This is a genomic window from Pantoea sp. T14, assembly GCF_036663535.1.
In the GTDB taxonomy this organism is placed as follows: domain Bacteria; phylum Pseudomonadota; class Gammaproteobacteria; order Enterobacterales; family Enterobacteriaceae; genus Pantoea; species Pantoea phytostimulans.
The window spans coordinates 1-19,921 of sequence record NZ_JAWUEB010000002.1 but is presented as its reverse complement, the minus strand read 5'-3'; the positions used below and the strand labels follow the sequence as shown (position 1 = coordinate 19,921).

The following is a 19,921-nucleotide window of genomic DNA, read 5'->3' as shown; positions in this document are numbered from 1 at the left end:
TTAATCTGCACTTCTAAGTGAATAATCAACATCTTATTGAGGTAATCCCCATGACGCCGAAACCGACCATCGAAATACATTACTGCACGCAATGTAACTGGCTAATGCGTTCAGCATGGATGGCGCAAGAGCTGCTGCACACGTTTGCCGACGATCTCGCGTCGGTGACGCTGAAACCAGGCACTGGCGGGATATTTGAAATTAAGGTCGATACTTTTTTGTTGTGGGAGCGCAAGCGCGATGGTGGCTTCCCCGATGCTTCAATGCTGAAACAGCGGGTGCGCGATTACTGTTTTCCAGAGCGCTCGCTGGGGCACGTTGACAGGAAAAAGCCTGACGCCAACGCATAACATTGAGGTGAATGAGAAGATTTACTTAGTGCAGCGCTAAAAACAGAGAGATCACAACCAGACGTGTTAATCAGCTGGTTGTGATTTTTTTTGCCGCTTCGTTGAGGGTTGAAATGATGCTCTGCAACGTCTCTTCTGAAATATCTTCCTGCGAAAGACGACTATTTAACGCCGCTTTCATCTGATGGATCGCCTGATCAACATCAGGAATAGAACGATTATTCACCAAAATCGCCAGCGACGTTAAGCGTTCAATCAGACTAGCGATATGCTCGCGGTTCTCTTCCAGCAATGCACGTCCGGCCGCCTTTAACGCATAAGCTTTACGTGATGCCTGCGCATCAACCACGCGAATGGCGTCCATCTCTTCCAGCAGCGTCAGATTCGGATAAATAATGCCGGGACTGGGGGAATATTCGCCTTTGGACAGTTCCTCAACTGATTTAATCAGTTCGTAGCCGTGCGCGGCATTCTGCCCAAGAAAGTGCAGCATCAACAGGCGAATATCACTGGCATCCAGCATTTTTTCCCGACGTTTACGACGCCCGCCACAGCTTCCTGAACGCGGTGCGCTGTCGCGATGACATGAGAATGCTGAGTCCTGTTTCATTGCCTGCCTGGAGATGGGGAAAAGGAGGTTGATAGTAGTCTGCCGCCTGGCAAAATTCAACACAGGCGGCGGGGAGCGCTACTTCTGGTGCCAATAGGCAACGGCACGTACGTAAGCGGGATCGATACCGCGATCTACAGTGAAATAGTCGCTGAGCGTTTTGACGAAATTGCCTTCACCGGTCAGCCAGATGAAAGACTCATCCTGCGGAATAGCGATGTTGTCCAGCGCGGCGATCAGCGTGCCCAGGTTTTCACTTTGCATGGTGCCGTTACCGAGCCAGCTGACATTCACCTCGGCCAGATCCGGCAGATAACCGCGCCCGGTTTGCTCGTCGGTGTAAGCGAAAAGATGCAGCGCTTCAGCCTGCAGATCTTTTTTACGACGCTTAAAAGCCGGTAAACCGGTTTCGTCACAGACATAAAGCTGGAAAGCGTAATCCGTTGGAACCACCAGCGAACCACGCGGGCCGCCCATGATTAGCGTGTCGCCAATGTTTGCTCGCGTTGCCCAATCGCTGGCGACACCGCTTTCATGAATATAAAAATCGATGGTGAGGGAAGATTCACCATCAAACTCCAGCGGCGTATAATCACGCGCCGGAGGACGCACGCCCTCTTTCCATACGATGCCTTCATCAGTCATCTGCGGCAGCGCTAACTCGCCGCTACCCGCTTCAGGGAAAAAGATTTTGATGTGATCATCAAAACCGGGCGAGTTAAAGCCAGCCAGATCGCTACCCTTAAAAACGATGCGCCAGAAATGATTGGCGACCTTGGTTTTACTCGTCACGGTGATGTGGCGAAAACGTAATTCGTTGCGCACGCGCTGTGGCGCACGGCCTGGAATCTCTTTCTTGTTATCTCGCAAAAGTCAGCTCCTGTCACGATGCAGATTGTCAGCACCACAGCGCATTACACCGCTAGCCACCGCAACCCATTTTCTGGTTATGAAATCAAAATCATTCTCATCTAACGCCAGTAAGATAGCTATGATATATCTTAACCACAATGACGAAAAATGCGATCGGCACGCCTAAAACATATTTTATGAATTGGGAGAAGCGCAATAAAAGGTGTGAAGTGACGCAGGAAGAGGCGGCTTAAAGAGAGGAGGAGAAGCGCGTCGAAGTACAGAAAAAAAGTACAGAAAAGCGGGTCAGAAAGCCTGATTTACGGCTCGCTAATAACAGATGAACGCGTAACAGGACTCAGGTAAAAGCCGTTCATGCGTATGTGCCTGAAGCGAAGCTTAAAGCACATATCACGTTTGTACGCGCGCGTTTTCTGTCAGATTAAAACGTATCGGCAAAACCTGCTGTAGCGGGATTACCCTGACTGTGTTGCGGCAACTGACCATCACCCAGAATTTCATGCTGAGTACCCTGCGAATGCGGGTGCAGCCCAGCAGGCGGATTAAAAGGTTCAGCCATCTGCGCCATAGCAAGAGCTGGGATGGCAGAAAGCGCCGTAACAAGGAACAACATTGAGAGTCGCATAGTTGAGGTCTTTATCATTTTTAGCCGGAAGCGGCCTGAATTGCAGATGAATATTCCAGCCCTGAAGGATGGTTGCCCGATGAATGCACAACGTCAGGGTTTCAAGAGAGAATTTTACGCCAGAATCGGCGATTTTTTTATAAAATCGTGCGGTTAGTCACAGATTACCGCACGAATTATGCATTTAGTCTTTTGTTACCGGAATGGCGAACACGCCGATCAGCCAATCTGGCTTGGAGGCTTTAAGATCTAAACGCAGCAAATCTTTACCCGGACGGCGCGCCACACCCAGTGCTGGCAGGTGCAGGTAATAAATATCGGAGATAAAACGCGTGAGCTGTTCCGGTGTACCACTCCAGCGGATCATCGCATACAGGCCGCGATTCGCCGTCCAGTTCACGACTTGCGAACTCAGCTTTTCAGCATGCTGACTTTCCAGGGCTTGAAACAGACTGATATGTTGCTGTTCAGCGGAAGAATTGCCCGGGCTGTATTGAAAACCGAGCCAACCGCGTTCGACATATTGCCCAGCGAAACGGACAAAATGCCGCGCCTGCTCGGCAACACGCTGCTCGCTGTCGTGAATATAATCGCCAAACTTACATTCCCATTCCACCACTTCACCACACAATTGCAGATCGTCTTCACGCATCACCAATTCAGCCTGCTCAATGGGTGAACGCACCGGTATGCGACCGTGGAAATGCTTCACCGGCAGATCGGGAATACGGCGAAATGCACCTGGCGTGACGGAGAAATGGTTCTTGAATACGCGAGTGAAATTCTGCTGATTATCAAAACCAAAGCGCACCGCAATGTCGATCAGCGGCATCCGGGTTAAACGCAGCGCCATTGCAGACAGGGTTAAACGGCGCTTGCGCGTATAAGCCGCCAGCGTTTGTCCGGTCATCTCTTTGAACATGCGCTGCATGTGCCATTTAGAGTAACCAGATTTCAGGGTAATCAGATCGATGTTGAGATCGTCGGTCAGATTCGCCTCTATCCAGTCCACCAAATCGTTGATGTACTGTTTCTTAAGGGTCAGGCTGAGCATGGTGGTTTACGTCGAAGTGAGTTGTACTGCGAGATTCGTCACAAAAGAATAACAAAAACGTATAAAGAATGTAAGGAAGGGTAAAGAAACCGTAGGCTTCTCAAGCATAAATCGCATTAATTGCTTAGGGTACTAATTAAAAAAGGCTGGCAGAGCCAGCCTTTACAGCAGAGTTCGTTTAATGACTTCGCATACCTGCCGCTGTCATCATCATACGAAACAGTGATGCCACCACACCAAGTGCCAGCACGCTTGCGCCGTAGATGATCACCAGCCACATTATACGTTTCCACCATGGGGCTTTCGTCTCATTGTGGGTTTTCGTGCTGCTGACCTCGGTTTGCATATCAATGGTATCCTTCGTCTGCTTTGATTTTCCCGCGGAACACGTAGTAGCTCCAGAAGGTGTAACCCAGGATCATTGGAATGATCAGCAGGCTACCCACCAGCATAAATGCCTGGCTTTGCGGCGGTGATGCTGCCGCCCAGATGGAGACCGACGGCGGAATAATGTTTGGCCAGATGCTGATGCCTAAACCGGAGAAGCCCAGGAAAACCAGCGCCAGTGTTAACAGGAACGGCGAATAGTGCGCTTCACGCTTGATAGCCCGCATGATGCCCCATGAACAAAGCAGCACCAGTACTGGAACGGGCAGGAACCAGAACAGATTCGGACGGCTGAACCAGCGATGCGCGATATCGGCATGCGAGAATGGCGTCCACAAGCTGATAATGCCCACAATCACTAACAGCGTAATCACCAGCGGTGTCGCCAGTGCTGACATCTTACGATGCAGCTCGTTCTCGGTTTTCATGATCAACCACGTGCAGCCCAGCAGCGCATACGCCACCACTAAGCCCACACCACAGAACAGCGGGAATGGCGCGAACCAATCCATTGCTGAACCGGCGAAAGCGCGGCCTTCAACCGGAATGCCGTTCAGCATCGCACCGACTGCTACGCCCTGACTAAAGGTGGCTAACAGCGAACCGGCGATAAAAGATTTATCCCAGAATGCGCGGTGCTCTTCAGTTGCCTTGAAGCGGAATTCAAACGCCACGCCCCGGAAAATCAGGCCAATCAACATGGCAGTCAATGGAATCGACAACGCATCGGCAATCACCGAATACGCCAGCGGAAACGCGCCATACAGGCCCGCGCCGCCCAACACTAGCCAGGTTTCGTTACCATCCCAAACCGGTGCAACGGTGTTCACCATCATGTCACGCTCAACCGGATCTTTGTTGAACGGGAACAGAATGCCGATACCGAGATCGAAGCCATCCATCACGATGTACATCAGCGTGGCGAAGACGATAATCGTGAACCAGATAATAGAGAAATCGATCATCTTAGTGGTCTCCTTCCTTATGCGTTGCTGCAGACAGCGGACGCGCAGGGGTTTTCTTCTGACCCGGACCACCGTGTTCAACCACGTGACCTTCGCCAGTAATCGGACCCTGTTTAATCAGACGCATCATGTAGTGATAGCCGACACCAAATACCGAGCAGTAGACCACGATGAACGCCAGCAGGCTGATACTCATATGCAGGTCGCCATGCGCGGAGACCGCATCAATGGTGCGCTGCACGCCGTAAACTACCCAAGGTTGACGACCAATTTCTGTGGTGAACCAACCGGCTAAAATAGCCAACAGACCACTCGGCCCCATGAACAGGGCGAACCACAGGAAGGGACGCGACTCATACAAGCGACCTTTAAAACGCAACCACAGGCTGACCACACCAAGCGTAATCATCAGCAGCCCCATCGCGACCATCACGCGGAACGACCAGAAAATCACGGTGGAGTTCGGACGATCCTCTTTCGGGAAAGTCTTCAGCGCCGGAACCTGCTTGTCCAGGCTGTGCGTCAGGATCAGGCTGCCAAGATAAGGCACTTCCAGCGCATATTTGGTGCGCTCTTCTTCCATATCCGGGATGCCAAACAGGATCAGCGGCGTGGCTTCGCCTGGCGGGTTTTCCCAATGGCCTTCAATGGCAGCGATTTTTGCCGGTTGATGCTCCAGCGTATTCAAGCCGTGCGCGTCACCGATCATCGCCTGAATTGGCGACACAATCAGCGCCATCCACAGCGCCATCGAGAACATTTTACGAATGGCTGGATTATCATTTCCTTTCAGCAAATGCCACGCAGCCGAAGAGCCAACAAAGAAGGCGCTGGCAAGGAATGCCGCTGTAGACATGTGCAACAATCGATACGGGAACGATGGGTTAAAGACAATCTTGAACCAGTCTTGCGGGATCACAATACCGTTTTCGATGATGTAACCCTGCGGCGTGTGCATCCAGCTATTAGACGCCAATATCCAGAAAGTGGAGATAATGGTGCCGAGTGCAACCATGCAGGTGGCAAAGAAGTGCAGGCCCGGACCCACGCGGTTCCAACCAAACAGCATCACTCCAAGGAAGCCCGCTTCAAGGAAGAATGCGGTTAATACTTCATAGGTCAGTAACGGACCGGTGATACTGCCCGCGAACTGCGAGAAGCCGCTCCAGTTAGTCCCGAACTGATACGCCATCACCAAACCGGATACCACGCCCATACCGAAGTTCACGGCAAAGACTTTGGACCAGAAATGATAGAGATCGCGATAAGTTTGATTACGGGATTTCAGCCACATACCTTCGAGCACTGCCAGAAAACTGGCCAGGCCGATGGTGATGGCGGGAAAGATAATATGGAAGGAAACAGTAAATGCGAACTGTATCCTGGCCAGATGAAAGGCATCTAATCCAAACATTGCTTACCTCTTTGCCACATAGAACACCATATATTTACTTATAATTAACAAGTTAAGCACAATGTAAATATTTCACATTGCGCTTAATTAAATTTCCGCCGCGAAATGTAGAACACTTCGCCTAAGAGAAACAGAAACAATCGGGAGAGCAAAAACTATAACAGTCTTTTTTGATTTTGGTCATTGTTTTTCGCGGCAATTATCTATTTAAAAACAAGGCGCAAAAGTTAATTCAAACACCTTTATGTGACATAAATGTTATATCAAATAGCAGCAAAAACGCTGCTTTCGCAAAGAAAAGCTTAGGAATAAAAATCATGACAACATCCTGTTTTTACGGTTTATTCTGGTATAAACCTTGTCAAAAACAGGGGCTTAATCGTAGAGCTTGTTATGCAAAAATCCTATTTTTTAATGCGTTAGACAGATTTCCACTTCAACCAGCGCCTTAGCCTTTTTTTAGGTGCTTAAGGTTAATTTGCCACGATTATAAAGGGGTGCGGAATGAGCCAATTCATACGCTTTCAGCAAACGGCTAATGTTAATAAATTGAGTTTATTTCCTTTACTAAATTAACAGATTAGTTTGTAAAGAAGCTTATTGGCGCGTAGCAGATAAATCCACCTGGAAATAGCCAATAAAAAAATTTGCGTGAGCGATCACGTTATTTTCACCTACCGTTACGTTAATTACATTTAACCCGATGAGTCATCCCGGTTGCCTCAGCTGACAAGCTGTGCTTTGTTAAAGCGGCATCGCCTCCTGTTAATCTGGGTTAAGGAATTGTTATGACACGTCTAACAGCACAAGATTTCCCTCAGGAATTACTCGAACTCTACGATTACTACGCACACGGCAGAATCAGTAAACGCGAATTCATTTCTATGGCAGGCAAGCTGGCGATTGGCGGCATGACTGGCGCTACGCTGCTCGGCATGATGAGTCCTAACTATGCGCTGGCCAGTCAGGTTGAATTCACCGATCCCGACATCAAACCGGAATACATTCACTACCCTTCGCCGCAAGGTCATGGCGAGGTGCGCGGCTATCTCGTGAAACCGGCCAATGCCAAAGGCAAAGTGCCTGCGGTGGTTGTGGTGCATGAGAATCGGGGATTGAATCCCTATATAGAAGACGTGGCGCGCCGTGTGGCGAAAGCGGGCTATATTGCGCTGGCACCGGATGGATTGAGTTCGCTAGGCGGCTATCCAGGCAATGACGATGAAGGCCGAGAAATGCAGGCCAAAGTGGATCCCACCAAATTGATGAACGATTTTTTCGCCGCGATCGATTTTCTCATGCACCATCAGGAAGCGACCGGGAAAGTCGGCATCACCGGATTTTGCTACGGCGGCGGTGTGTCAAATGCGGCAGCGGTGGCCTTCCCGGATTTAGCTTGCGCCGTACCGTTTTATGGTCGTCAGCCCAAGGCTGAAGATGTGCCACGGATCAAAGCGCCGCTGCTGCTGCATTACGCTGAGCTGGATAAGAATATCAATGCTGGCTGGCCTGCGTATGAAGCCGCTTTAAAGCAGAATGACAAAGTCTATGAAGCGTATATTTATCCCGGCGTGAATCACGGTTTCCATAATGATTCAACGCCACGCTATGACAAAGCCGCAGCGGAGTTAGCCTGGAGCCGAACGCTGGCGTGGTTTGAAAAGTATCTGCACTAAATCTCATGCTTGATTTCACGCATGCGCGCTGTGGAAGCAGCGCGCATTTATCGATTCTCACCACTGCCCTGCTCTTCACATTGCATCCGCTTATCGGTCAATTAATTCTCGCGCTGCGCCAGAATGCGACTGAGATTCTCCTCCAGCCAATCGGCAAGTCCGGTGACTTGCGCTTCGACTTCACGCCCCAGCGGCGTAAGGCGATATTCCACGTGCGGCGGCACCACTTCGTAAGCAATACGCTCAACAAAGCCATCCTCTTCCATATGACGCAGCGTCTGCGACAACATGCGTTCACTGACGCCACCCACGGTGCGCCGCAGTTCGCTAAACCGCAGCGTTTCCTTTTTCAGTGCCAGCAAAATCAGCACGCTCCAGCGACTGGTAATGCGCTTTAACACCTCACGGGAAGGGCAATTTACGTTTAACAGCGCACCACGGTTAAATTTTTCACTTAGTTTTTCAGACATTTAATCTGTTCTCTTGATACTAACAATTATGTAAGTACTTACTAAAAGTTAGCTTATCTCGTAGGCTGTTTTTCACCAACAGCAAAATTAAAGGGAATACCAAAATGATTGCAATAACAGGCGCGACTGGCCAATTAGGCCGTTTAGTGATTGAAGCATTAGTGAAGAAGATTCCTGCCGGGCAGCTGATTGCCGCCGTACGCTCACCGGAAAAAGCCGCTGACCTCGCCAGGCAAGGTGTGCAGGTGCGCGCAGCCGATTACAATAAGCCAGAGACGCTGGTTGCCGCGTTTGCGGGCGTTGAAAAACTGCTGCTCATCTCTGGCAGCGAAGTCGGCCAGCGTGAAGCTCAGCATAGAGCGGTGATCGATGCGGCCAAAACCGCAGGCGTAAAATTCATTGCCTACACCAGCCTGCTGCATGCCGATAAATCGCCCCTGGGATTAGGTATTGAGCACCGCGCTACCGAAGCCTTATTACAGGCTTCAGGCGTGCCGTTCGCGCTGCTGCGTAACGGTTGGTACAGCGAGAATTACGCCGCAAGTATTGCTCCGGCGCTGGCACACCATGCGTTTATCGGCGCAGCAGATAGAGGCCGCATCGCGTCGGCATCACGTCAGGATTATGCCGAGGCCGCCGCAGAAGTCATGCTACGCGACGATCAGGCCGGTAAGGTTTATGAACTGGCTGGCGATGATCATTATACGCTGGCACAGTTCACCGCAGAGATTGCGGCACAAATCGGCGAGAAAGTGGATTACATCAATCTGCCACAAGCGGAGTTTGCTGACGCACTCAAAAACGCAGGCTTGCCAGAAGGGTTGGCTGATATGCTGGCGGATTCTGACGCTGGCGCAGCGCAAGGCGGTTTGTTCGATGATTCTCATACGCTGAGTAAACTGATTGGTCGCGCAACCACCCCTTATCAAGATGTGATTCGGGCAGCGATGAAAAAATGAGTCAGTGCGATGTTCCCTTTCGTGGGAACATCGTGCTTAATAGCGTTATTCCTCTTCAGCTTTCCCCATGCTGAACAATTGGCCTCATTACACACTGATAAATGACATGGCCTAAGCACTTAATTTATTGCATTCGTCGCTTCGTATGCCACGTTATGCACCCTTTTTTAGGCTGTAAAACTTGTCTAAATGTTAATAAATACCCATTTTTGTCAGACTAAACTGATTTCTTTAGTTACCTAAGAGATTCATCTGAAATGCGTTTTTTGTGAACCACCGCATATTTAGTTGATATGGCTATAATTTATGCAAAAAAACCGATTAATAGACAATTTTTATTACGTTCATAGGCAATCTGCATTGTTGTTTGGCAGGTTGAGAGGTCTATAATTTTCTCTTTATGCAAACCGGACTGCTCTGGAGGCCGCTATTAATACTAATCGCCAGCAACTCAATGCATTCGAAGAAGTTCGTGCAGGTGCGGACGTTGAGTATCTATACGATCCCCATGAACTGAAATTGGACGGCATGCAAGATTCTGAACCAGAGCCCGAGCTGATCGAAGGCTTACCGGCTCCAGACGCGCTGACGCCAGCAGATCGCTACCTTGAACTGTTTGAAAATGTTCAAATGTCGCGCATTTTTGAAGATAGCAAAACCTTTCCTGACTGTTCGCCAAAGTATGATCCGCTCGACGTGCTGATGCGCTATCGCCGTCAAAAACGCAGCAGCGACTTTGACCTGTCGCGTTTCGTGGCCGATCACTTCTATTTGCCAGGCGTTAACGAGAGCTTTTATGTCTCGAACCCTGACAAAACGCTTAACGAGCACATTGATGATTTATGGCCGGTGCTGACCAAAATGCCGCAGCAACACATGCCGCATTCCTCACTGCTGCCGCTGCCAAAACCTTATGTCGTGCCAGGCGGACGCTTCGGTGAAACTTACTATTGGGATTCCTATTTCACCATGCTGGGCCTGGCGGAATCGGGTCGTGACGATTTACTGCGTCACATGGCGGATAACTTTGCCTGGTTAATCGACAATTACGGCCATATTCCCAACGGCAACCGCACCTATTATCTCAGCCGTTCTCAGCCGCCGGTGTTTGCGCTCATGGTTGAGCTGTTTGAAGAAGATGGTGTGCGAGGCGCAAAGCGCTATCTTGAGCAGCTGATGAAGGAATACCACTTCTGGATGGATGGCGCGGGTGAGCTGATGCCAAACCAGGCTTATCGTCATGTGGTGCGCATGCCAAACGGTTCATTGTTGAATCGTTACTGGGATGACCGCGACACGCCGCGTGACGAGTCGTGGATTGAAGACGTGGAAACCGCGCGTCAGTCAAAACGTCCGGCAAGTGAGGTTTATCGTGACCTGCGTGCTGGTGCCGCATCTGGCTGGGATTACTCTTCACGCTGGCTGCGTAATCCAAAACGTCTGTCAAGCATTCGCACCACGCAATTTATTCCCATTGACCTCAATGCGTTTCTTTACAAGCTTGAGTTGATGATTGCTACGTTATCGCACGCCAAAGGTGAAGAGTTAACTGCACTTGCCTGGCAGAAGAAAGCTGAGGCGCGTAAGCGTGCGATTACCCGCTACTTGTGGGACAGCACCGCAGGCGTGTTCCGCGATTATGACTGGCGACGTGCGCGCTTCGGTGCTTTTACCGCGGCTTCTGTGGTGCCGCTGTTTGTTGGCCTTGCTACGCCGCATCAGGCGCATCTACAATCTATCGCCCTGCGCCAGCTGCTACTGAGTAATGGTGGATTATTAACATCTATGGTCGACAGCGGTGAGCAGTGGGATGCACCCAACGGTTGGGCTCCCATGCAGTGGATGGCGGTGGTTGGCTTAAATAACTATGGCGAAGAGACCCTTGCCAGCGAAATAGCGGTGAACTGGCTAAACACCGTCAATAATTTCTATCAGCTACACCATAAGCTGGTTGAGAAATATGATATCAGCGGCGATCGTGCACGTCCTGGTGGCGGCGGTGAATATCCTTTGCAAGATGGGTTTGGCTGGACCAACGGCGTTACCCGCCGCTTGATGGTGATGTACGGCCACTTAATGGCGGATTAATCGTTGCGCAGCGAGTTATCTGCTGCGCGGCAAAGCTTATGAGAAAACGGCGTTTAGTGGATAGAGGGCCCTCCCCTATTATCGCCTGAGGCTTAGTAACTCATAAGGATGCATCATGACCCGCCTTAACGCTCTTGGCGGCGCCCTGTTGGTCGCCGCCTTGTTTTCCTTTCCACTCCACGCCGCAGAACAAACCTTACGTATCGGTTATCAAAAATCATCTACCTTGCTGACGCTGATTAAACAGCGTGGCGAGCTGGATAAATCTCTTGCCAGCCAAGGGGTAAAAGTCAGCTGGCATGAATTCTCTAGCGGCTTACCGCTACTCGAAGCGCTCAATCTGAATAACGTTGATTTATCTGCTGATGTCGCCGATACCGTACCGGTTTTTGCGCAGGCGGCAGGCGCTAATCTGACGTATTACGCCCGCGAAACACCCTCACCAGATGCGCAGGCGATTTTGGTTCCGGCGGATTCATCGATTAAAACACTGCAGGATTTGAAAGGGAAAAAGATTGCTGTCACCAAGGCGGCAGGCAGCCACTATTTGCTGATCGCTGCGCTGAAGAAAGCGGGATTGACATTCAGTGATGTTTCCCCCGCTTGGTTAACGCCTGCTGATGGGCGGGCTGCAATGGAAAATGGCAGCGTCGCAGCTTGGGTAACCTGGGAACCTTATGTGACCAGCGCGAAGGCTGAACAGCATGTGCGGGTATTGACGAGCGGCAGAGGTTTGGCGAGTTATCAACGCTATTATCTGGCATCGACAGAGTATGCTAAAGCGCATCCTGCCGTGTTAAACACTGTCTATAACGCGTTGGAAACCCAGGCTGAATGGCTGAAAGCGCATCCTGCTGAGGCAGCGAAACTGCTGTCACCGCTGTGGGGAAAATTACCGATATCAACCGTAGTACAAGCCAATGCGCAGCGTAGTTATCACATCGAGCCAGTAAAATCAGCCGATCTGGCAGAACAGCAAAAAATTGCTGACGCTTTTTATCAGGCGAAGCTGCTGCCAAAACCGATTGACACGCAAGCGGTTAATACCTGGCAGCCCGCCTCGCCTTAATCTATTTGCCGGGGATGCTGATTAAACGCATCTCCAGCCTTTCAAACTTATTTCTTCGCTTCTACGCCCGACTGTGACGAGCGCAGTAAAAACTGCTGCGTCACATCAGGCAGATGCGTATAAAGCCATTCCGCCATCGCGATTTCCTGCTCACGAATCTGCGTCAGGATAGTCACGCCTTCCGCATCACCGACATGCTCTGCAGCGGCAATCAGGCTGGTGTAGCTAGCGATTTCGAAATTCTCAAACACATAGCCACTGATACCGCCTTTAACCACTTCATCTGGCGTGGTCATGCCGCCCACGGCTTGGCCAAATGCAGCCATTTTGCCCATGGCATCTTTAAGGGTGGAGTTGTGGATATCATGGCGATCCAGCAGCTGCTTGAGCAGGCTCTGCTGTTGTTTGGTTTCCTCAATGTGTTGGACAATACGCTGTCTCAACTCAGGATAATGCTCAAGGCGATCGGCCATTTTATTGAGCATGCTTTCCGCTTGCTCTTCCATGGCATGCGCATCGCGTAGCCAGTCATGATAGTGCTCTTCTGGGGATGTAGACATGGTCTCTCTCCTTATCAGGAAGCCACAGTGATGGACTCAGCGACATCAGTCAGCTTTTGATCCGTTTGTTTCTCTTCATTCAACGTCTCTGCCAGCAGCTCGGCAGCTTTGGTATAACCTAGTTTAGTCGCTAACGCATAAAGCGTACCGTAGGTGGCAATTTCGTAGTGCTCCACTTTCTGTGCTGCACCGATCAATCCTTGATCCCGCACTTCACCTTTTTCCACAGAATCAATAATTTCCTGCGCTTCTTCGACTAAGCCTTCCAGCGCATGACATTTCATCCGTCTAATTTTAAGTTCTGGCGTTACTTCAACGATTTCATCCAGCCGCTCTATTTGGCCTCGTGTCTCTTCGAGGTGCTGATTAAACGCGGCGATAAGTTTTTCATCAGTGGCTGCACGCGCCATTTTAGGTAAGGCGCGGGTAATTTGTTTTTCAGCGCTGTAAATATCAGAGAGGTCATGGATAAAGAGATCGTTCAATGTCTTAACTGTCATCACTCTTGCCTCATATTTTGTTTCGATAGGGTAATTGTTAACGCCGCTTGATGGTCATCAAGGGAACTCAATAAAACTCTAGCGTATTAACGCCATCTTGCGAGTCGCTGCTGCTGGAATTGTGAACAAAACTGGCATATAAAATGCATTTTTCTTTTTGCACCATAGAGTTAGTGGCATTAAATAGTTAACTTTGTTGAATCAGTAACCCTCGACTTTATCGGCTAAAGTTGTACAGACTTTTGTTAGACCGTATACATATAACGCCTAAATAAATAGTTTCCGACGTGATTTTATTTTTATAAAATGTGTACGCAATTACTTTTTCCTGTACAGATTATTTTTTGAAAAACAAAAAAACCGGAATAGAGTTCTATTCCGGTTCAAATAAGTTATGACTGAAGGCAATAAGCCGCTCAGCCATATTGGATTAGCTGGCTTTTATCAGAAAGGGAAGGGAAATATAAAAATAGCCACCTTGATATTTACATAACTTATTGTAATAAAAGAGTTATGTAGACTCAACTGCGACGGCTGATCTTACCTCCTTTTCGACCTGCTTCAATAGCGCGCTCAGGATCGTTCTTAAAGTTACCGCCGCTCTTCTGGCCACCCTTGCGGCCAGCTTCGGCTGCGCGCTCTTTGTCTGCAGCAAAGTTTCCTGCCCCACCACGATATTGAGTCATCCTGTATTCCTCATGAGGTTTAATAATATAGCAATCACAGACAATACTTCGTCAGGCTGGTAATACAAAGTAAATGTAGCCATAAAATTTACATGATCAAGCGGATTAGCTTACTCAGCCATGCAAAATTTTGGTTAATTTACGGCCCTAACATAATGATCAATGATTTAGCCATGAAATCATTTTGTCATGACATCACAAAAAAGAATCGGGGAAATTTACATTCAATTTCCGATCATTTCCGTTTCGTATTAATCGATCATTTCGTCAAAAAGTCCACTACAAACTCCTATAAACGAAGCGGCATGCTTCGCTTATTCCGCATAAAATTTGATTAATTTGATCAACAAATGATCTTTTTAGCTAAAAGAAGCAATAAATTAGTAATTAAAGCGCAGATCAAGAGGTTAATTATAAGCGAAGCGGTAAGCGTGCTATCGAATGTTCAAAAAAATGCAATATGATCAATAAATGATCAATTATTTCTCGGAATGAATTAAATAAGCGAATAGTGAAAAGAAAAGATCGACCAAAGATCGATTTGAATAAGCGAAGCGGCAAGTATAAATAAACAAAACGCCCAGATGGGTGCTTTTAGGAATAGTTCTTAGAAGGGTATTTCTGTAAGAAGGCTAACAGAGCCTTATTCAGCTGATCTGGATGCGTAGCAGCGAATCCGGGCGGACCATTCTCATAAACTTTAAGATCTAAACCGGCCATCATTTCGTGTACACGTTTTCCTGTGGCTTTGAACGGAACGAGTGGGTGTTTGCTGCCGTGAATCACCCACGTCGGCCTGCCCATTTTGACGATGTCGCTAAGGGAATATTTTGGTAAAAGCGGTGACGTAATCCCTGTTGCTCTTCAGCCAGGCAAGCAGGGCAAATTCAATGTCTGCGTCAGCATCAGTGAGCCTCGTGCCGATGCCGAGCTACAACGTGACGTATTGCACTATCATCAGGGCGAGGATGCGCCGAAAGCGAATCATTTAATCCTGTTGCGCACTGCACTCCTCTTTACGGAGCGCAGTGCGCATTTTTTATGCCGCACTATAAATGTCGCGTAATCCCGGTAGCGTCTGCAATTTCTCGCGCCACCAGCGGGCCGCATTGCCGCTGGCATTCTCATTCCATGCCAGATACGCCATATCACGGCGGCATTCGCTATCTAACTGACGCGCCACGAGTCTGCCATCCGCCAAATAGGGTTCAGCTAAATAGCACGGTAGAAAGCCACATCCCAGCCCCGCCAGCTGCGCCTGCAGCTTTGTAGAGAAATCATGGACGCTGAGCGTCTTTTGCTCATCCAGTACCCGTAAATCAATACCAGCGCTGTGACGTGATGAATCATGCACCGTTACCGCGCGATACTGGCGGATCTGCTCACGCAGCAGCGGTTCCGGTGCCTGCGCCAGGGGATGTTCAGGTGCAACGGCGAAGACATAATCCAGCCAACCCAGCGCCACGCAACCAATATCTTTGCGCGTCGCCGGTTCTTGTACTGCGCCAAAGACGATATCCGCTTCGCCATAGCTTAACGCTTCCCAGCAGCCCGCCAGCACGTCGTGGCGAAATTGCAGCTGCGTATGCGGATGTTGCTGATAAAACTCATCAACTAGCGGTGTGAGCAGCGAAAACGGCACCGACGCATCAACGCTGATCACTAAATTGCTCTCCCAGCCGCTCTCGACATAGCGCGCCTGCTGCTCCAGCTCATTGACTGCACGCAACAATGCTCGCCCTTTATCTAGCATTAAGCGGCCAGTCGGCGTAAAAGTCGCACGATGCCCGGAACGATCGAGCAACGTAATTTTCAGATCACTCTCCATTTTTTGTACGGTATAACTCAGCGCAGACGCAGTTTTAAACAGCCGTGCCGCGGCAGCAGCAAAGGTGCCGTGGCGATCCAGCGCATCTAAAATCAGCAGCGCCTCAAGGTTTAACCGCATGTTTCCTTTCCTCAAAAATTGTTGAACAACAACCCAAAAACATTCCGCTAACAATAAGCGGTGTTATCTCGTATTTTTTATTCAACGGCAGACGCTCTGCAAACCTTTTTCACTGATGTCGCGCATTCAGGAGAATGACATGATCAATCCACAACAGGCTAATCACGTCACGCTGGTTATCACTCACAGCGTGCAGCCCGGTAAACAGTCCGATTATGAAGCCTGGCTAGAACTGATCATGCCGCAGGCGGCGCAGTTTCCAGGGCATTTAGGGGTTAACGTCTTGCGTCCGGTGCATGGCGAAAACACTTACACGGTATTGATTCGCTTTGACAACCTCGACAACCTGTTTAAATGGACGCAATCCGCTGAGCGTAAAACGTTGATCGCCACACTGCCCGCCATGCTGGCCGCGCCTGAACATACTGAAGTGCGTCCCGGTGCAGCGTTTTGGTTTACGCCTGTAGACAAAGCGAAACCCGGCCCCGCCAGATGGAAGCAATTCCTGCTGACATTGGCCGTTATCTTTCCTTCTACCTTGCTGATTCCTCAGCTTGTAGATGCGCTGCTGCCGATGAGTCGCGGCACGTTGTGGGGACATTTTTTAGATGATGCGTGTGTGGTGGCTTTAGTGGTGTGGCTGTGGATGCCGCTGCTGACGCGGTTATTAAGAAACTGGCTGATCCCACGCCGCTAAGAGAGGTTTCTGGACGCGGCTTTCTGCTTCTGGCACTTTATCCTGCCATTCAAAAAAACAGCGTATCAGTCGTCGGTGCCGGTGTCCGACCACAAGATATTCGGCGTCGTGCCAGGTTGTTCCAGCTTCGCTTGCTGATAATGCCGCAGCGTAGTCACACTCCCCAGCGCGACGCCGCGTTTGCCATTCTTTTTAATGCGATACATCGCTTCATCAGCGCGCGCTAACGCTTCATCAAAGCTCTCTTTTGCGTCAACTTGTGCAACACCAACCGAAGCACCGATATTGGCGCTGCCGTTGGCCATGTCGAATGGCGTTAGCGCGGCATCCAGGCAGGCGTACGCCATTTGATGTATCAAGGGATTATCCAGCGCATAAGGCATGAGCAGAACAAACTCATCACCGCCTAATCGGCCAATCACCACTTCAGAAGGGCACGCTTCAAGCAAGCGCTGACTCAGTTGAATCAATACTTCATCGCCGCTGCGATGTCCTAAGGTATCGTTGACGTGTTTGAAATTGTCTAAATCGATAAAAGCCACGCACAATTGACCTTGCGCTTTCAGTTCGCGAAAGTGAGTTTGCAGCGCATGACGGTTGGTTAATAACGTGAGGGGATCGTGCAGCGCCAACGTTGAGAGTTGCTCTTCATATTGCTTCTCTTTCGTCATGTCGATATGCGTGCCGGTAACTCTGACAGGTCTTCCTGCGTCATCCCATTCGCTAATGCGGCCGCGATCCAATACCCAAGTGACTTTTCCGTTTTTACCGATCATCCGATGCAACGCCTCATAGTAAGGCGCAATGCCTTCAATATGGTCGTAAAAGGCTTTTAACACCTCAGCGGCGTCATCAGGGTGAAGGCTCTCTTTCCACGATTCAAAGTTGGCATCGGTCTCTTTAGGCTGAAAGCCAAGCATTGCGCCCCAGCGACGATTAAAAATCACTAACTTTCCACTGGGAATATCGAGTTGCCACAGACATAAACCGGTGCCATCTAGCGCTGCGCTTAATTTGTTGCGCGCGTCATGCGCTATACGCTTAAGCCGCGCATTGTGCTTTTTCAGATTCTGTATCTGTTGGTGCAGCGCTTCGTCAGACATGGCTATTAGGCTGAATATTAAAAAGGGTATTTTGCCTGCCCGTTTATTTCTGTAAAGAGAGCGCATTAAAACACGATTAGCAGCGGATAATTGCAGACCGAACAGGATATTAGCCGGTTAGCCACAGGCAAATCAGCACAGAGCAATGCCCACTGTTGCGTTTATCGGCGGTTCTGATTAATAAATTCTGACTACGACAAATTCCTTTATTCATTCATTTATTAAATTGCCGGGCATGTTGTCACCAAGAAGGGTCCGTAAGAATTGATGTGTAGGGCGCTGGCGGCTTCGTTTAAAAAGTACCTTTATCCTTATTGCGAGCCTGCAACGCAGGCGCAGCCTAAACACATTTGATAAATAACTCTAATAACTGATGGCTCTAAAGTTCAATTATCGATATGGTAACGCATGGTTACTATATGGATATTGGATGAGCTATGGCTTTGAATGGAACACTGATTCTGAACGGCGCAGATTACGTGCCTTTTAACCTATACGGCGTTGGCGTTTTCATGGCGTTCTCCGGCAAAGGCGTATACATGAATAACGCTGCGTGTGGAGCAATCCCTGATGAGGGACCCATACCACCGGGTAAATACTGGATTGTAGAGCGCGGTGGTGGAGGGATCTTCTCGCGGTTAAAAGCGCAGTCACAAGATCTCTATAACAGAATTTATAACGGCGCTGAGTTTGGTCGTGACGAATGGTTTGCTTTGTTCAGGGATGACTGGACTATTGACGACCACTCATGGATTGAGGGAGTCAAACGCGGATTGTTCAGGTTGCACCCCGGGCGTATATCGGAGGGATGTATCACCTTAGTCCATAACGCCGATTACGCGCTGATTCGTGACGCACTAATGCAGACTACACCTATGCCGGTTCCCTGCATGAAATCATTGATGGCGCGCGGATGGATTGAGGTAATTGCCAGTGGCAATAACAACACTTGTCCGTAGAGCATCAAAAGTTATTTTCTATTTCGCTATCTCTTTAATCGTCGGACGAATGCTGGGCAGCCCTGAATTATGGTTTGACCAAGATTTAGCCACTCGCATTGCGAAATTCCTTTATGGCGACGGTGAAATAGGGGCTGACAACTTTTACGACCTGTATTTTTATATCTCAATAATCTCTGTGTTTTCTATAACCCTAATTATTTACATTTTAACAATGAAGTTAATACGAAAAATAAGGAGCAGTTAAATGCCAATCCCTCCGTATATGTGGCTTAAAGACGATGGCGGCGCAGACATTAGAGGTCCTGTCGATGTGCATGATCGTGAAGGCAGCATTGAGATCATCGGATTAAGTCACGGCATCAGCCTACCGGTTGACACCGCAGCCGGAAAAATCAATGGCACCCGCCAGCACTCTCCATTGCGGATTGAAAAGGAAGTTGATAGCTCAACGCCGTATCTTTATAAAGCCGCCGCTACCGGGCAGACATTAAAAAGTGCTGAAATCCGCTTCTATAATATCAGCGATGCGGGGCAAGAGGTCTGTTACTACACGGTGCTACTAGAAAATGTGAAAATTACTAGCGTTCACTGTGGTGTACCCAATGTGAAATTGTCTGGCAACGATAAGATGAATCACTCGGAAAGCGTCAGTATGCAGTATGAAAAAATCACCTGGTGCATTGTGGATGGCAACATCCAGTACACTGATGCATGGAATGAACGTCCTACTGCTTAGTTAGCAAATGCCTATGCTGTAGCAGGGCTAGAGGGGGATGCTTATTCCATTAAATCTGAGCTGGCTACAGCATACTAAGCTCGGCTTTGTGCGCTGTAGCCAGCAGCTAAGACGCAGGGCGAGCCACAGGGATGTGGCGAGATCATCGAACGTTCGATGAACGGGTTCGACCCGCAAAAACGCAAAAAC

21 protein-coding genes are annotated in these 19,921 nt (G+C 49.3%); 8 read left to right on the top strand and 13 right to left on the bottom strand.

The features are described 5' to 3' along the window. Window positions 1-50 precede the first annotated feature (50 nt). Entirely contained in the window at window positions 51-350 is a 300-nt protein-coding gene (locus tag SC127_RS00380; RefSeq protein ID WP_215845636.1) for a SelT/SelW/SelH family protein, read from the top strand. A 70-nt stretch (window positions 351-420) separates the two neighbouring features. Here SC127_RS00380 and SC127_RS00375 read toward each other — a convergent pair whose 3' ends face one another. The 7 genes from SC127_RS00375 to SC127_RS00345 form a co-directional block, all read right to left on the bottom strand. Next, window positions 421-960, bottom strand: a complete 540-nt coding sequence (locus SC127_RS00375) for a PadR family transcriptional regulator (protein WP_243078983.1) — start codon at window positions 958-960, stop codon at window positions 421-423. A gap of 78 nt (window positions 961-1,038) precedes the next feature. After that, a complete protein-coding gene (locus SC127_RS00370) occupies window positions 1,039-1,830 on the bottom strand; it encodes a siderophore-interacting protein (protein WP_243078982.1) in 792 nt (263 codons plus the stop codon). 424 nt (window positions 1,831-2,254) lie between these two features. Next, window positions 2,255-2,458 carry a hypothetical protein gene (locus tag SC127_RS00365; RefSeq protein WP_215845634.1) on the bottom strand — a complete coding sequence of 68 codons (204 nt, stop codon included), beginning with the start codon at window positions 2,456-2,458 and terminating at the stop codon, window positions 2,255-2,257. A gap of 184 nt (window positions 2,459-2,642) precedes the next feature. Further along, window positions 2,643-3,512 carry a helix-turn-helix domain-containing protein gene (locus tag SC127_RS00360; RefSeq protein ID WP_332624859.1) on the bottom strand — a complete coding sequence of 290 codons (870 nt, stop codon included), beginning with the start codon at window positions 3,510-3,512 and terminating at the stop codon, window positions 2,643-2,645. A 178-nt stretch (window positions 3,513-3,690) separates the two neighbouring features. Continuing rightward, window positions 3,691-3,858, bottom strand: a complete 168-nt coding sequence (locus SC127_RS00355; protein ID WP_243078980.1) for a DUF2474 domain-containing protein — start codon at window positions 3,856-3,858, stop codon at window positions 3,691-3,693. Window position 3,859: 1 nt separating this feature from the next. Then, complete coding sequence (cydB, locus tag SC127_RS00350) at window positions 3,860-4,864, bottom strand: cytochrome d ubiquinol oxidase subunit II (RefSeq protein ID WP_243078979.1); 1,005 nt, start codon at window positions 4,862-4,864, stop codon at window positions 3,860-3,862. Between the two features lies 1 nt (window position 4,865). Beyond that, window positions 4,866-6,278: a cytochrome ubiquinol oxidase subunit I gene (locus SC127_RS00345; protein WP_243078978.1), complete on the bottom strand. Its 1,413-nt coding sequence runs from the start codon at window positions 6,276-6,278 to the stop codon at window positions 4,866-4,868. Window positions 6,279-7,066: 788 nt separating this feature from the next. On the opposite strand from SC127_RS00345, the gene yghX reads away from it, so the two are divergent. Then, window positions 7,067-7,954 carry a YghX family hydrolase gene (gene yghX / locus SC127_RS00340; protein WP_215845629.1) on the top strand — a complete coding sequence of 296 codons (888 nt, stop codon included), beginning with the start codon at window positions 7,067-7,069 and terminating at the stop codon, window positions 7,952-7,954. A 101-nt stretch (window positions 7,955-8,055) separates the two neighbouring features. Here the strand turns inward: yghX and SC127_RS00335 are convergent, their stop codons facing one another. Continuing rightward, entirely contained in the window at window positions 8,056-8,424 is a 369-nt protein-coding gene (locus SC127_RS00335; protein ID WP_215845628.1) for a winged helix-turn-helix transcriptional regulator, read from the bottom strand. 104 nt (window positions 8,425-8,528) lie between these two features. Between SC127_RS00335 and SC127_RS00330 the strand changes: the two genes are divergently transcribed. From SC127_RS00330 to SC127_RS00320, 3 genes are all read left to right on the top strand, one after another. Next, window positions 8,529-9,383: an SDR family oxidoreductase gene (locus tag SC127_RS00330; protein WP_332624858.1), complete on the top strand. Its 855-nt coding sequence runs from the start codon at window positions 8,529-8,531 to the stop codon at window positions 9,381-9,383. A gap of 429 nt (window positions 9,384-9,812) precedes the next feature. Continuing rightward, window positions 9,813-11,471 carry an alpha,alpha-trehalase gene (locus tag SC127_RS00325; protein WP_215848219.1) on the top strand — a complete coding sequence of 553 codons (1,659 nt, stop codon included), beginning with the start codon at window positions 9,813-9,815 and terminating at the stop codon, window positions 11,469-11,471. A gap of 115 nt (window positions 11,472-11,586) precedes the next feature. Then, window positions 11,587-12,540, top strand: a complete 954-nt coding sequence (locus tag SC127_RS00320; protein WP_332624857.1) for an aliphatic sulfonate ABC transporter substrate-binding protein — start codon at window positions 11,587-11,589, stop codon at window positions 12,538-12,540. A 47-nt stretch (window positions 12,541-12,587) separates the two neighbouring features. Here SC127_RS00320 and SC127_RS00315 read toward each other — a convergent pair whose 3' ends face one another. The 4 genes from SC127_RS00315 to SC127_RS00300 form a co-directional block, all read right to left on the bottom strand. Further along, the gene (locus SC127_RS00315) at window positions 12,588-13,100 is read right to left on the bottom strand and encodes a ferritin-like domain-containing protein (protein WP_215845626.1); all 513 of its coding nucleotides are present in this window, start codon (window positions 13,098-13,100) and stop codon (window positions 12,588-12,590) included. A gap of 14 nt (window positions 13,101-13,114) precedes the next feature. After that, window positions 13,115-13,600, bottom strand: a complete 486-nt coding sequence (locus SC127_RS00310) for a YciE/YciF ferroxidase family protein (RefSeq protein ID WP_243078975.1) — start codon at window positions 13,598-13,600, stop codon at window positions 13,115-13,117. A gap of 521 nt (window positions 13,601-14,121) precedes the next feature. Further along, a complete protein-coding gene (locus SC127_RS00305) occupies window positions 14,122-14,286 on the bottom strand; it encodes a general stress protein (protein WP_215845624.1) in 165 nt (54 codons plus the stop codon). Between the two features lie 1,039 nt (window positions 14,287-15,325). Beyond that, window positions 15,326-16,234 (bottom strand): LysR substrate-binding domain-containing protein, encoded by a 909-nt coding sequence (locus tag SC127_RS00300; RefSeq protein ID WP_332624856.1) that lies wholly within the window; start codon window positions 16,232-16,234, stop codon window positions 15,326-15,328. A gap of 139 nt (window positions 16,235-16,373) precedes the next feature. Here SC127_RS00300 and SC127_RS00295 point away from each other — a divergent pair, with 139 nt between their 5' ends. Continuing rightward, a complete protein-coding gene (locus tag SC127_RS00295) occupies window positions 16,374-16,931 on the top strand; it encodes an antibiotic biosynthesis monooxygenase (RefSeq protein ID WP_332624855.1) in 558 nt (185 codons plus the stop codon). Window positions 16,932-16,996: 65 nt separating this feature from the next. Here SC127_RS00295 and SC127_RS00290 read toward each other — a convergent pair whose 3' ends face one another. After that, window positions 16,997-18,034, bottom strand: coding sequence for a sensor domain-containing diguanylate cyclase (locus tag SC127_RS00290; protein ID WP_332624854.1), 1,038 nt, complete (start codon window positions 18,032-18,034; stop codon window positions 16,997-16,999). 437 nt (window positions 18,035-18,471) lie between these two features. On the opposite strand from SC127_RS00290, the gene SC127_RS00285 reads away from it, so the two are divergent. Next, a complete protein-coding gene (locus SC127_RS00285; RefSeq protein WP_243078971.1) occupies window positions 18,472-18,993 on the top strand; it encodes a DUF2778 domain-containing protein in 522 nt (173 codons plus the stop codon). Between the two features lie 247 nt (window positions 18,994-19,240). Continuing rightward, a complete protein-coding gene (locus SC127_RS00280) occupies window positions 19,241-19,732 on the top strand; it encodes an Hcp family type VI secretion system effector (protein ID WP_215845620.1) in 492 nt (163 codons plus the stop codon). Window positions 19,733-19,921: the final 189 nt, after the last annotated feature.